We start from the raw sequence: 12,272 nt of genomic DNA on the forward strand, positions 1-12,272 counted from the left end.
CTTTTAGAATTCCAAATTTTCTGTATATTCTTTACCCATGAAAAATCTAGCTGTTTTATATGTATCGACCACCTTGCATATATTTGCCTCTCCCACAAGCCCCATCAGTGTCAGCCATTCTTTATTAGTGAGCTCTCCTCTTTTAGTAAGGAACTCCGCCATCGCAATCATCGCATGCTCATTTGCCTCATCAGAAGTCAGACCGGAAGTAATGACATTCCACCCATCTTTTGTTTCCAGTACCGGCCATTTTTCCTGCCGTCCTTTAATCAATTCTATTTTTAGCCTTATTGTTGCTGGAATTTCCAATGATGCCAGTACTTCTCCATTCCCTTGAAGCGCATGTACATCTCCTGTGATAATTTTTCCTCCTTTAACCTGTACGGGAAGATATAATACTGTTCCTTTATTCAATAAATTACAGTCCATATTACCGCCATATGTTCCAGATAAAAGTGTACTTTTTTTCTCTCCACAAGGAGTTACTGCAAGAACTCCTAACATAGGTTTTATTGGTATCGAGAATTTCCCGTGAAGCTTTGCTCTGCCATTCTCTATCGGAACTGTGATTGTCTCATCCTTTTCCAGATAGGAAGACAGACCGCCAAATTCCGGGCGATAAATAGCTAAATGTCCTGTCGGCGCCACATTTATGTCTTCTACCGTAATCTTCACCGTATCTCCTGGTTCTGCATTTTTCACCGTTACCGGTCCGCAGCAGGGATTCATTTCCAACCCTTTTTTATAGAGCTCTCCTTTTGTAACCGATTCATTCAATTCGTTTCCCCAACAGTCCGGCGCTATAAATAAAACACTTTCGCCAGATACCGCCTCATAAACACTTTCTAATTTTTCGTCATAATACGGAGTAGTTTCTGTAATATTTTTCATTCTTTCTCCTTTCTCATATTTGTTGTACAACTTTTTATTCGCGCTTTTTAAGTTATTCAAATTATACCCCCCCCCCGAAAAAATCTTTTCATATCTTGCACAACATATTGCTTATTTTGCATTTCTTTCCTATTTTTCCAACAATAAAAGGGACGTCACTGTATTATAAAAAACAAGTGACATCCCTCTATCCTAACTTATATTTATTTTGTTTTACATTCTTCACTCAAAAACCTGGCAACTCCATCTTCATCACACCCATGTATTACTCCTGTTACCATTTCTTTAATTTCTTCCAGTGCATTTTCTGGGGCATAACTTCTATCCGCAATCTCAATCATCGGCACATCATTCCAGTTATCACCAAATACAACTATTTCATCACATTCTACATACTTTTTCAGCTTTAACAGTGCTGCCTGCTTACTCGCCTTGTTGCTGTAAATTTCCAGGCAGTACAGTCCATTATAAATATTTAAGTAAAAGGAATAGTTAATTCCAGCAATTCCTTCCAGCATATCACAGATTGGCTCTAGTACTTCTTTTTGTCCTGAATACGTAATATAAAACACTTCTCCTCTATACGATACATCCTGCATATCCTTCTGAAAAGATACCTCTGCACATTCTTTCAAAGCCCGTTCACTATAATACTGTGTCTGCTTTTCCAGTTCTCGCCTGCCATAATAAATATGAATACCATCCTTACAATACATATACTCAAAGCAAGACAGTCCTTTTTCCTCCATTAACCTGATGACCTTTTCGGCGCTCTCCCGATTTATAGATTCTACAGATATATATTTTTTGTTTTGAAAATCGTACAGAAATACTCCGTTTGTCAAAATTCCTGGTATTTCCAGCTTAATCCCTTCTAATCGGTAGTCACATCCATAGGGCATCCTTGCAGTAGCAACTGAAAATTTCATTCCCGACGCAATACACTGATTCAAAAGTTGTGTGGATTTCTCTGAAATCTTTTTCTCTTTATTAAATAATGTGCCGTCTAAATCTGAAATATATAATGTGCTCATGCTTTTTCCTCCTGGATTCTCACTGATACTTCCATCATAAGTCAGGTATCGAAATCATGTCGATACACAATCTTGCACTCTATATTTCTTATCTTGTCTTACTCCTTCTCAGAATATAAATTTACAACCGTAATGAAGAACCTCTGCTATCTTTTTCCACAATATACCGCTGTATTCTTCTCTCCGTCTTCTTCTACCCTCACATCTGAGAAACTTTCAATGTACTGTTTAAACTGTGAGAATCCATAGTCCCGCACTTTAAAATCTCCGAACCGATTCCGGATCTTATTCCCCAGTGTTCCCAATGGCACCCCCTGCCTGCCGGCATCTTGAATCAGTTGCAGAATATACTCCTCCAGCATTTCTTTTTTGCTTTTATCCTCATACAGTGTTACAGACACCTTTGTTCCGTCCTGTATGAGCTTTAGCTTCGGAAATGTCTCTAAAAATTTAGACAACAGGCTGTACCCATAACGTCTTACATCAAAGTCTGGGTACAGCTTTACCAATCTGCTTCCTACTTCGCCCAGCCCCGTCTCCTTATTGTCATTCTGGTTCTCTGTAATGATTTTAACAACAGCTTCTTCAATTTGATTTTTAGAAACTGCTGTTTCCTCGCTTGCTTTCTCCACATCTTTTCCCGAAACTGTGTGAACGCTGGCACGTTCTTCCTTCTCTAATGTATTGTCTTCCAAAAGCAGCTCCAACTCCGTAAAAATATCACATGCCTTTCGGAAGGGCTGTGGTGTTTTTACTTCTCCCATTCCAATTACTGTTTTGCCGCTTTCTCTAAGCCGGCTTGCCAATTTTGTAAAATCACTGTCGCTTGACACAAGACAAAAGCCTTCCAATTCACTTGTGTACAGCATGTCCATCGCATCAATAATCATAGCAGAATCTGTAGCATTCTTCCCATAGGTATAACTAAACTGCTGAATCGGCGTGATAGAATTCTGTAAAAGCTCTCCCTTCCATCCGGCATTGTTTGTCTTTGTCCAGTCGCCATAGATTCTTTTGTATGTTACATTACCGTATTTTGATAATTCATCCAATATTGGTTTGATATACTTTGCTGACACGTTATCCGAGTCAATCAACAGTGCGTATCGATCTTCCATATTTTATATTCCTCTCCCTCTAAATTTTTCCATCTAAATGTTCTGTCTTCATATACCATATAACTATGCGCAGAATCCTCCTTTGGAATCGAAACAGACCCCGGGTTCATATACCAAATCCCTGTCCCGTCTATCTCTTTACATGCCGGAACATGCGTATGCCCATTTAGTAAAATATCGCCAGTCTTTAACATAGGCAGTTTCTCTGGATTGAATACATGTCCATGCGTAGCAAACAGACAGATACCATCCAGTTCTAAAAATGCATACTCCGCCATAATCGGAAATTCCAACACCATCTGGTCTACCTCTGTATCGCAGTTTCCCCGTACACACAGTATCTCTCGGCACATAGGATTGAGCATTGCGATTACCTCCTTGGGGGCATATCTCTCCGGAAGATTATTGCGCGGGCCGTGATAAAGAATATCCCCCAGCAGCAACAATTTATCCGCTTTCTCCCTTTTATATGCCTCCAGCATTTCACCACAGTATTGTGCAGAACCGTGTATGTCTGATGCAATCATAAGTTTCATAAATTTCCTTCTCCTTTCAACAAAAAGCTCTCCTGCTCAATTCCCAGTCCCGTCTCTATCATCTTGTCAATTACCGGCTGTAAGAGTGGCTCTTCGAGCTTTTTCAATTTCTCCAGCTTTTGTTCCCCAATTGGTTCCGCATAGGCTTCGTAAGCCTCAAACGTCTCTGCATCCATATATAGAGGCATAAGTTCTGGAAAGATTTTTGTTTTTATATAATGAAAAATCTTTACTCCTCCATAGTCTAAATCTCCGCTGTGCAGATAACAGATATTCTGTCCTTTCAGCACACAATACAGCTTTTGCAAAAATTCTTTTTCTTTCGGAGTAAAATACCCGTGACTGAACACATAGAGCGTATCCTCCTGATAGGGCGCTGATACAAAGTTTGCCTTATTTTCTATAGTAATGATTCTCTTTAGTCCCGGCTGGGCTTTGGATATACGGGCATTTTTAAGCATCTCGCTGTTGAGCGTAGCCCCGTAGAACCAGTCACCTGTCTGAATGTATTTCCAACCTGTTCCATCAGGAACCTTCATTTCCAGACACAAGGGGCCCTTTACGGAAAGTTCCTGTGCGTATTCTTCTATAAAAATCTGAGATAAAATCTCTGTATCATTCATCTCTGCTTCATCCAAATCCGCATCTAATCTTACACAGTACCTTCGCGCCTGCTTTACCACATAGTCCTGATATTCCTTTTCAAACCGCTTTGTATCTCCAAGATATTTCTTACTAAACACCCGCTTGTAAACAGGCTCTTCTTGCTTATCCAATCCTCGGAAGCACTCCTTGTATGCCGTCGTCTTTTCATATCTTTCCCGTATATTACGGCTCTCTGCCTGACTAAGAAGATTTTCATAATAAGCGCGAATCCATGGCTTCTCTATCTGTGCCAATTCCTCTTCTACTAAAGCTCTATACTTCTGTGTCCAGTACCACCGCGGCTGAAAATCCGAATCGACAGTCTTTTGGTACAATTCATAAAAATACGGCATATCCTCCAGCCGGTAAGAGAGGGAATCAAACTCCAGCCCTCTGTATCCTCTGCTCCAGTTAATCTGTATTATCCCTGCTTCCTCAAGTATTGCGGCAGCCTTAGATACCTCCGACTGTAGATGCTCCCTGCTAAAAAGCTGCCCCTTTTTATTATCCAGACTCTTTCTGCCTGTACTTCCTTTTCTCCATTGGTTTTTACTGTTTTCTACCTGTGCAATTATTTTCTCAATGAGATACTGTACTTCTCTGTCTCCACTCCAATCAAGGAGACAGTTTCTTTTTTCATCCTCCGCCATACCTATTCTTCTCCTGCAAGCTGCCCGAACTCTTGCCTCTCAAACTCCTGTATGGAAATATGCCGTTTATTGGGATTCGCATATACAAAAGTCTTATCCACGTTTTCTATGTAGTTCTGTATTTTATCATTAGTTGCACTGATAATAGCCTGAAAGCCCAGCCCGCGAATCAGAGAAATACAGCTTGCCACTTTCTCTGCGTCCATTTTGGAAAACGCTTCATCGAGAACAACCAGACGAAGGGTAGACGGTCTCTTCATTTTTGCCGGCAGATTGATCTTATATATCTGCGCAAAGCTTGCAAGCAGAGCAATATATAAGGGATTCTGTCCCTCTCCTCCTGAATTCTTTTTTATCATGCGGCTCAATCCAATGCGCATCTCTTTTTCACCACGAACGATCTGCTGCATGTCAAAAGACAGGTAGGTACGGTAATCCGCATATTTGTCCATGTTTCTCTTCGCCTCTTCTAATTCTTCCCTCGTCGCGTTGTCCGGCGGGATAAATATTTGGATCAGCTCATTCATCATATCTCCGTATTCTTCCTCATGCTCCATTGTGAATAAATCTATCTGATTTTCAAAATGATTGCTTAACTGAGATGGCTTAATATCAAGTGCTTCATCCATAAACATTCTGTAGTACTTTCCGTCCGGCCCTTTATTTTTCGAAATCACAAATTGGTATTTAACTATCTAATCCTCAAAAACCATTGATTTTTCAAGGCTTCACGCCTGTTTTTCATTCAAACCTTATCTGTTTGCCCTTGTTTTTGCCCTTACGAGCCGAAACAAGGGCAACTTTTTATTCCCCGCCGACCACCTTATCCAGCAGCCTTGCGGAAGTGCGCTTCGCTTCCCTTGTAGAGTGAGCGTAGATGTTCATTGTGGTACTGACATCGGAGTGTCCGAGAAGTTCCTGCACATCTTTCGGCTTTGCGCCGCCGGAAAGCAGATTGCTTGTGTAGGTGTGACGGAGCGTGTGGAAATGGAAATCTTCAAGCCCTTTCACTTTCTTCTTTGCCGCCCTGCACATAATCCCTACCGTACTCGGCGCTTCATACGCCCCGTCTGCTCTCAGGCAGACAAAGGAGATTTCCTTGTAATCCTCCGGGACTTCCTCTGTCCTTTGCAGGCTGTAAACCTCATAATAGGTGCGCCCTTTTTCCTTTACTTCTTTGTAGTAGTTCAGGTGATAAAACTCCCCGTAGCGGAAACGGTTTTTGCGCTGTTCTGTTCTCGCCGCCCGCAGGATTGCCGCCAGCGTGTCGCAGAAATCAACGGTGCGGACTTTGCTCCGTTTTGTCGTTCCCACTTCGGTTGTGTGCCTTGTTCCGTTATAGCGCATGCTTCGGCGTACCGTGAGATATTGTTCCTCAAGGTTAATATCCTGCCAAGTCAAGCCGCATACTTCCCCGATACGAAGCCCCGTGTAGTACGCTATCTGCACAGGCAGCAAGGCGGGATTATCTTTTGCCTTGAGAAATTCCTCCAGCTTTTGGAACTGTTCATGGGTGATAGTAGGAATACTGGAAGTATCTTCCTCACTGTCCGAGAAAATATCCGTTTCCTGCTTCCTGCCCCTCAGCTTCACATACTGCATAGGGTTAAAGGTAATCAGTTTTTTCGGGAAAACCGCAAAGCGGAAGGAATTTTGCAACACCGCCGAGAACAGGAGCATATATCCTTTGCTCATGGGCTTTGAAGTTGTCCCGTCCGGGTTTGTCCCACCGTAGCTCAGAAAATCAATGAACGCCTGCAAATGGTCGGCGGTCACGGTTTTCAGCTTGCGTTTGCCAATGGGATATTGCTTGATACGGTTGACCGTTCCCTGATAGGACATGACCGTCCCGTTGCTTAAGTTGCCGGGTTTCAGTTCTTCCTCTACCCACATATCCAGCATATCGCCTACCGTGATGTTTTCCGCTTTCCCGACAAACTGCTTTTCCTCATAGTCCGCTATCGCTTTGCGGAGCATGGCTTCTGTTTCCGCCTTGCTCTCTGTGCCTGCAAACTCTTTCTGCACTTTTCTGCCGCTTTCATCTTCAATATAAAAGCGTCCGTACCACTTTTTGCCTTTCTTTCTTACAGAACCTTTTGCCATAGATAAAAAACTCCTTTCTATCCGTGGCAATCGGGACTGTGACATATGGTGTGCGTAAAGTAATTGTGTCACTTCCGCCAGTGAAAGTCAACTGGCGTCTTTACTTGTCAAGGTGCCACGGAATTTTCTTTTTCGGAAAGCCTTTCTTCGGCTTCCTCCACTATCCCGAAAAGTGCGCCCATCGACATTCTTGTGCGCCCCTCATCGTGGATATGTAAAATCCCGTCTAAAAACCGTTTCATATCCTCAATCGGTACTTCCATCTTCTTGCGGTATACCTGTTCCATGATTGCCCCGGACTCTATGGCGTACCGTCCAAGAGACTCTTTCAGCCCTTTGTCCTCCGCCACACGGTCAACTTCCTCCATAGCATCAGCAAAGTAGCAGGTCATAACCGTATACAGGTCAACCATCTTGCCGAGAAATGTCGTGAGAAGCTGCTGGTGCGGCTCGCCCTTTACTGTATAGGAAACTGTGTCCAGATATTTCCTGATGTGTTCCTCAATATCCCGCTGGCAAAGAGTATAGGTGTCATATTCCTTATCATCGGAAAGACCTGTCAGCCATTCGGGAGTTGTGAGCAACGCTTCCGCAAGACCGTTGATAACCATTGTGCGCTTCGGATCAACTCCGTCCGCTTCATACCGCTGAATGGTGGATTTGTTCACGCCTACACGCCTGCCAAGTTCCGGCATGGTAATGTTTAACTCTGTGCGGCGTTCCTTAATCCTCCTACCGACCTGTTTTGCGGTGAATGTGGTTTCTTTTTTCAAGGTGTTCACCTCCTGACTGGTATCAGTATAACACGCCGATACTTATTTTGCAACCTTTATCTCAATGAAAGTTGTAAATAAACTATGAATGGTTGCAAAATAGGTTGACAAGAGATGGCAGAATAAGTATAATGATAAAACAGTAGTTGCAAAATGAGTATTCTAAAAGGAGGTTGATAGAATGAGCGCAGTCAAAATGGGACTTACCATAGAGGAAGCCGCAGAATGTACGGGTATCGGCAGGAACACCATGCGGAAGCTGGTGGAATGGGGAAAGCTGCCCGTCCTCAAAGTGGGGCGCAAGACCATTATCCGCAGGGACACGCTGGAACGGTTTCTGACGGTCAATCAGGGAAGAAATCTTCTGAAGCCCGATGATGTCCGCAGAGTGGAATGACCATCCATTCTCTTTTCGGAAAGTAACCCTAAGCCCTCGGCGTTTGAGAGCGAAATACACCCCTCGCACAAATCTTCGATTTGTACTCCGGGTATTTCGCCCTTGCAGGGGGCTTCCGTATCAACCGCCTGCGGCGTATGATACGGGGCTGTCACCGCTGCCGCAGCGACAGCCACAACCGTAAACGGTTGCAAAAAAAGGACGCACCTTGACAACAGAAAACGGAGATGATGTATGCCGAGACACAGTTTTATCCAGATGTCAAAACTGCCCAATGTCAAAGGGCGAATATCGTATATTACAAGCCATGCAAGGCAGGAAAATCTCTATGCCACCTACCGCACCGCCGACAGCACCTTTTGGAGCAACCTTGCAAGGGAAAGCCAGCAGGAGTTTCAGCGCAGCGGCACAGAGGGCAAATGTATCGAAGCAAGGGAACTGATTATCGCCTTGCCCGAAATCTATACGCAATACGAGCCGCAGCAGGTACTCACGGACTTTACAGAGGAGTTCCGCAGGCGGTACGGTGTGGAGTGCGTGTCCGCCCTCCACCACAACAAGCGCAAGACAAATTATCATATCCATCTGATTTTCAGCGAGAGGAGGTTGCTCCCCGAACCTGATGTAAAGGTTGCTTCCCGCAGCGTGTTCTTTGACGAGACTGGAAAGCGTGTCCGCACCAAAAAGGAAATCACGGGGGAGGACGGGCAGATACGGAAAGGCTGTACCGTCATCAAAAAAGGCGAGGTATACGAAAGCCATCTGTTTACTACCAAAGATACACGCTTTAAGGGAGAGCCTTTTCTCCGAGAGATAAAGGAAGTGTATACAGAACTTATTAACTGCCATATCTCCGATCCTGAGCAGCACTTAAAGGTATTTGATAAAAACAGCGTCTATCTTCCGGCCAAGAAAATCGGCAAAAATAATCCCAAAGAGGACGAAATCAAAGCCGATAATGCCGCAAGGCAGGAATGGAACAGGACAGCGGATATGGCGTTATTATCAGGTATCTCCGAAGCAAAGATTTTAGAAGTCAAGCAGACAGAGATACACGAAAAGGCGAGCCAGTCTATCAAAAGCAAGGGCTGGCTGCCGGGTCTGTTCCGCAGTATCGTAAACAAGGCTAAGGACTTCCTGCAAAACTTAATCCGTGAACACGATATGCCGCCGAAGCCTGTCCTTGAAATAGATATGGCAGAGTTCCGTACCATGCAAAAGCTGATGATAAAGGCGCAGGATAAGGCGAAAGAAATCCGGCATTTGCAGGATACGGTACTTCCGAAGCTGAAACAACAGCTTGCCGATACAAAAGGGATTTTCAAGGGTAAGGAGCGCAAGGCGCTCACAGAGCAGATACAGCGGACAGAAAAGGAAATCGCTGAAAAGCTGGATAAACTGCCCGATGTTCTGAAAGAGGACGGTTATCCCGATGTGCAGGCGTACATGGCAACCTACCGTAAGGCGGAGGCTGTTGTGGAGCAGTTCAATCGTGACCTTGCCGCATGGGAGCAACAGGTCAGGGAAAAACAGAAACCCGCCAAAAAAGAGCAGGCAAAGCCGCCTGAACGAGAGAGCGTGCTGAAACGCCTGCGTCAGCTTCAGGCGGAGGGTAAGCAGAGAAACCAGCCGAGACAGAGAAAGAAATCCTTTGACAGAGACAGCCGATAGGCACGAAAAACCGCCGCTATGGTATCACCCATGCGGCGGCATACATAAAAATCTTATTTGTGTTCTGCAAGCGTGACTTTCATATCCTGAGCATTGATGCTTGTTTCCTTTTTGCACTTCGGACAGTAGAGAGGGAAGTTTCTTAATTCTGTATCTTCCCGTATCATTGTGCGAGTTTTATTGCCGCAGATAGGGCAATATATCCATTCTGTGGCTTTCATGTTACTTTTCTAATTTCAAGTCTTTTATTTTTTGAGATATTCTCTCAATGACCTGTATAAAACATTCATCACTTTTGCCCGTCGGATCGGGAAGTCCCCAATTATCATCAAACGCTCTACCGATATAGGGACAACCGACATCACACCCCATTGAAATCGCAATATCGGGCGTAGGGATTTTATCAATCGTCTTGCTATACTGGCTTTGCTCCATATCTATCCCATAAAGCTGTTTCATAAGCCGCACAGCGTCCTGATTGATTTGTGATTTTGTTTCTGTTCCGGCAGAATAGAAATCAAACTTATCTCCCGCCAAATGTTTTCCAAGTGCTTCTGCAATCTGACTGCGGCAGGAGTTATGCACACAAATAAAGGCTACCTTTTTCTTATCCATCGTTAAAACCCCAGCTTGTGCAGCAGAGCAACCACATCAGCAGCTTTCAAAACCTTACCCATAGCAACAACCTTTTCGTTGACAACAAGGGCAGGCATACTCATAACACCGTATTCCATTACTTTCTGCATATCGGTAATGTATTCGACCTCTACGGAAAGTCCCATATCCTTTACTGCCTGCTTTGTGTATTCAAATTGTTCGTGACAGGATTTACAACCTGCCAACACTTTGATACAGCAGATTTCTCCCTCTTTCAAATCAGGACAGCAATCGTTTGTAATGCTTTCTGCTTCGCTGGCAGCACAACCGCAGCTACAAGCGCAAGCAGGTGTTTTCTTTTCTTCTTCCTTTTTCTTTCCAAAGTTAAATAATGCCATAATAATAACCTCCTAAAATTAAACAATTAAATATTGTATTGCGTTGAAAAGATAGCCTACAATAATAATACCAGCAGCACATATTCCAATGAAAATACCAAGCAGTTTCGGTTTGACCGCCTTGCGAAGCATAATCATTGAAGGGAGCGAAAGCGTAGTAACGCCCATCATAAAGGAAAGGACAACGCCGAGCAAAGCACCTTTTGCAAGCAGGGCTTCTGCAATCGGAATTGTACCGAAAATATCCGCATACATCGGAATACCGACTATCGTAGCAAGAATTACGCCAAACGGATTATTTTCGCCAAGTGCTTTGACAATAAATTCTTCAGGAATCCAGTTGTGAATGAAAGCACCAATGCCCACGCCGATCAGAACATAAGGAGCAACCTTTTTAGCGGTTTCAACAACCTGTTCCCACGCAAATTTCATACGGTCTTTGAAATGCAGTTCCTCCTGCGGAACATCAATCGAGTGACCGTTTCGGATATATTCTTCCACTTGATTATCGAGGTGCAACTTTTCAATTAGCGTTCCGCCAGCCACAGCGATTACCAAACCGAATATTACATATAAAACAGCAACTTTCCAGCCGAAAATACTCATCAGTAAGACAAGGCTTCCGAGGTCAACCATCGGCGAAGAAATCAAAAAGGAGAATGTAACGCCAAGCGGCAAACCTGCGCTTGTAAACCCGATAAACAACGGAATGGAAGAACACGAGCAAAACGGTGTTACCGTACCGAGCAGAGCGGCGATGATATTCGCCCATATTCCGTGAAATCTGCCGAGTATCTTTTTAGCTCTTTCGGGCGGGAAATAACTTTGAATATACGAGATAATCAAAATCAAAACGCCGAGCAGTACCATAATTTTTATGGTATCATAGATGAAAAACTGAATACTCGCTCCTATTTTACCCGTGGTATCTAAACCGCAAGCGTTCAAAAATGTTTCAATGAGGCGATTCAGCCAGTTCATACCAAGGACTTCATTTTGAAAAAAGTCCCAAATTGTTTTTAGTGTCTCCATAAAAAGCCCCTTTCATATAGTTATATTGAAATATGTCGATTTATCGTCCCGAATATAAGCCGTGCGGAAAAGCAATCAATAAACTTCCTCACTTTTCACAGCACGACTTGTTTTCGCTTTCAACATCAAGTGTTGTCAACTGCCGCAAACATTCTTTTGCCTGCTCCACACCTTTTTCTGAAATAGAATAGTGTGTCCATTTTCCCTCTTTGCGCCCGACAACTATTTCAGCGTCACAAAGAATTTTCATATGGTGGGAAAGCGTAGGCTGCGTGACATTGATTTCTTCTAGCAACTTGCAAGCACATTTTTCACCTGAACGCAGCAGTTTTATAATCCTAATGCGGTTTTCATCACAAAACGCTTTGAAAATTGCCGCAATTCTTTTTTCATCCATCTCTCTCAATCACCTCCTATAGATAAATGT

14 protein-coding genes and 1 pseudogene are annotated in these 12,272 nt (G+C 43.6%); 2 read left to right on the forward strand and 13 right to left on the reverse strand.

What is annotated here, in order from left to right:
* Positions 1–3 precede the first annotated feature (3 nt).
* The 8 genes and pseudogenes from ACZ5C4_RS18385 to ACZ5C4_RS18420 form a co-directional block, all read right to left on the reverse strand.
* Complete coding sequence (locus ACZ5C4_RS18385; protein WP_464522273.1) at positions 4–891, reverse strand: acetamidase/formamidase family protein; 888 nt, start codon at positions 889–891, stop codon at positions 4–6.
* A 203-nt stretch (positions 892–1,094) separates the two neighbouring features.
* On the reverse strand, positions 1,095–1,925 hold the full coding sequence (locus ACZ5C4_RS18390; RefSeq protein ID WP_464522274.1) for an HAD-IIB family hydrolase: 831 nt from the start codon (positions 1,923–1,925) through the stop codon (positions 1,095–1,097).
* Between the two features lie 146 nt (positions 1,926–2,071).
* Positions 2,072–3,043, reverse strand: coding sequence for an NYN domain-containing protein (locus ACZ5C4_RS18395; RefSeq protein WP_464522275.1), 972 nt, complete (start codon positions 3,041–3,043; stop codon positions 2,072–2,074).
* Complete coding sequence (gene yfcE / locus ACZ5C4_RS18400) at positions 3,019–3,579, reverse strand: phosphodiesterase (RefSeq protein ID WP_464522276.1); 561 nt, start codon at positions 3,577–3,579, stop codon at positions 3,019–3,021. The genes ACZ5C4_RS18395 and yfcE overlap by 25 nt, the downstream gene beginning before the upstream one ends.
* A complete protein-coding gene (locus ACZ5C4_RS18405) occupies positions 3,576–4,874 on the reverse strand; it encodes a Wadjet anti-phage system protein JetD domain-containing protein (protein ID WP_464522277.1) in 1,299 nt (432 codons plus the stop codon). The genes yfcE and ACZ5C4_RS18405 overlap by 4 nt, the downstream gene beginning before the upstream one ends.
* Before the next feature lie 2 nt (positions 4,875–4,876).
* Positions 4,877–5,563: pseudogene (locus ACZ5C4_RS18410) on the reverse strand (SbcC/MukB-like Walker B domain-containing protein); the annotation flags it as partial.
* 115 nt (positions 5,564–5,678) lie between these two features.
* Complete coding sequence (locus tag ACZ5C4_RS18415) at positions 5,679–6,977, reverse strand: tyrosine-type recombinase/integrase (RefSeq protein ID WP_002586625.1); 1,299 nt, start codon at positions 6,975–6,977, stop codon at positions 5,679–5,681.
* Positions 6,978–7,084: 107 nt separating this feature from the next.
* Positions 7,085–7,750 carry a helix-turn-helix domain-containing protein gene (locus ACZ5C4_RS18420; RefSeq protein ID WP_002586624.1) on the reverse strand — a complete coding sequence of 222 codons (666 nt, stop codon included), beginning with the start codon at positions 7,748–7,750 and terminating at the stop codon, positions 7,085–7,087.
* A gap of 181 nt (positions 7,751–7,931) precedes the next feature.
* Between ACZ5C4_RS18420 and ACZ5C4_RS18425 the strand changes: the two genes are divergently transcribed.
* On the forward strand, positions 7,932–8,147 hold the full coding sequence (locus tag ACZ5C4_RS18425; protein WP_002586623.1) for a helix-turn-helix domain-containing protein: 216 nt from the start codon (positions 7,932–7,934) through the stop codon (positions 8,145–8,147).
* A 234-nt stretch (positions 8,148–8,381) separates the two neighbouring features.
* Positions 8,382–9,818 (forward strand): MobA/MobL family protein, encoded by a 1,437-nt coding sequence (locus tag ACZ5C4_RS18430; protein ID WP_002586622.1) that lies wholly within the window; start codon positions 8,382–8,384, stop codon positions 9,816–9,818.
* A 53-nt stretch (positions 9,819–9,871) separates the two neighbouring features.
* Here the strand turns inward: ACZ5C4_RS18430 and ACZ5C4_RS18435 are convergent, their stop codons facing one another.
* From ACZ5C4_RS18435 to ACZ5C4_RS18455, 5 genes are all read right to left on the reverse strand, one after another.
* Positions 9,872–10,039 carry a cysteine-rich KTR domain-containing protein gene (locus ACZ5C4_RS18435; RefSeq protein WP_074141147.1) on the reverse strand — a complete coding sequence of 56 codons (168 nt, stop codon included), beginning with the start codon at positions 10,037–10,039 and terminating at the stop codon, positions 9,872–9,874.
* A gap of 1 nt (position 10,040) precedes the next feature.
* A complete protein-coding gene (locus ACZ5C4_RS18440; protein ID WP_002586621.1) occupies positions 10,041–10,433 on the reverse strand; it encodes an arsenate reductase ArsC in 393 nt (130 codons plus the stop codon).
* 2 nt (positions 10,434–10,435) lie between these two features.
* A complete protein-coding gene (locus tag ACZ5C4_RS18445; protein ID WP_002586620.1) occupies positions 10,436–10,813 on the reverse strand; it encodes a thioredoxin family protein in 378 nt (125 codons plus the stop codon).
* An 18-nt stretch (positions 10,814–10,831) separates the two neighbouring features.
* Positions 10,832–11,845, reverse strand: a complete 1,014-nt coding sequence (locus ACZ5C4_RS18450) for a permease (protein ID WP_002586619.1) — start codon at positions 11,843–11,845, stop codon at positions 10,832–10,834.
* Positions 11,846–11,933: 88 nt separating this feature from the next.
* Entirely contained in the window at positions 11,934–12,242 is a 309-nt protein-coding gene (locus ACZ5C4_RS18455; protein WP_002586618.1) for an ArsR/SmtB family transcription factor, read from the reverse strand.
* Positions 12,243–12,272: the final 30 nt, after the last annotated feature.

Source organism: Mediterraneibacter flintii (assembly GCF_055387595.1).

Excerpts from the sequence above, each read along its gene's own strand:
- ACZ5C4_RS18445 (WP_002586620.1), bottom strand. The coding sequence starts at position 10,813 with ATGGCATTATTTAACTTTGGAAAGAAAAAGGAAGAAGAAAAGAAAACA.
- ACZ5C4_RS18415 (WP_002586625.1), bottom strand. The coding sequence starts at position 6,977 with ATGGCAAAAGGTTCTGTAAGAAAGAAAGGCAAAAAGTGGTACGGACGC.
- ACZ5C4_RS18425 (WP_002586623.1), top strand. The coding sequence starts at position 7,932 with ATGAGCGCAGTCAAAATGGGACTTACCATAGAGGAAGCCGCAGAATGT.
- ACZ5C4_RS18430 (WP_002586622.1), top strand. The coding sequence starts at position 8,382 with ATGCCGAGACACAGTTTTATCCAGATGTCAAAACTGCCCAATGTCAAA.
- ACZ5C4_RS18385 (WP_464522273.1), bottom strand. The coding sequence starts at position 891 with ATGAAAAATATTACAGAAACTACTCCGTATTATGACGAAAAATTAGAA.
- ACZ5C4_RS18390 (WP_464522274.1), bottom strand. The coding sequence starts at position 1,925 with ATGAGCACATTATATATTTCAGATTTAGACGGCACATTATTTAATAAA.
- ACZ5C4_RS18435 (WP_074141147.1), bottom strand. The coding sequence starts at position 10,039 with ATGAAAGCCACAGAATGGATATATTGCCCTATCTGCGGCAATAAAACT.
- ACZ5C4_RS18450 (WP_002586619.1), bottom strand. The coding sequence starts at position 11,845 with ATGGAGACACTAAAAACAATTTGGGACTTTTTTCAAAATGAAGTCCTT.
- ACZ5C4_RS18455 (WP_002586618.1), bottom strand. The coding sequence starts at position 12,242 with ATGGATGAAAAAAGAATTGCGGCAATTTTCAAAGCGTTTTGTGATGAA.
- ACZ5C4_RS18405 (WP_464522277.1), bottom strand. The coding sequence starts at position 4,874 with ATGGCGGAGGATGAAAAAAGAAACTGTCTCCTTGATTGGAGTGGAGAC.
- ACZ5C4_RS18440 (WP_002586621.1), bottom strand. The coding sequence starts at position 10,433 with ATGGATAAGAAAAAGGTAGCCTTTATTTGTGTGCATAACTCCTGCCGC.
- yfcE (WP_464522276.1), bottom strand. The coding sequence starts at position 3,579 with ATGAAACTTATGATTGCATCAGACATACACGGTTCTGCACAATACTGT.
- ACZ5C4_RS18395 (WP_464522275.1), bottom strand. The coding sequence starts at position 3,043 with ATGGAAGATCGATACGCACTGTTGATTGACTCGGATAACGTGTCAGCA.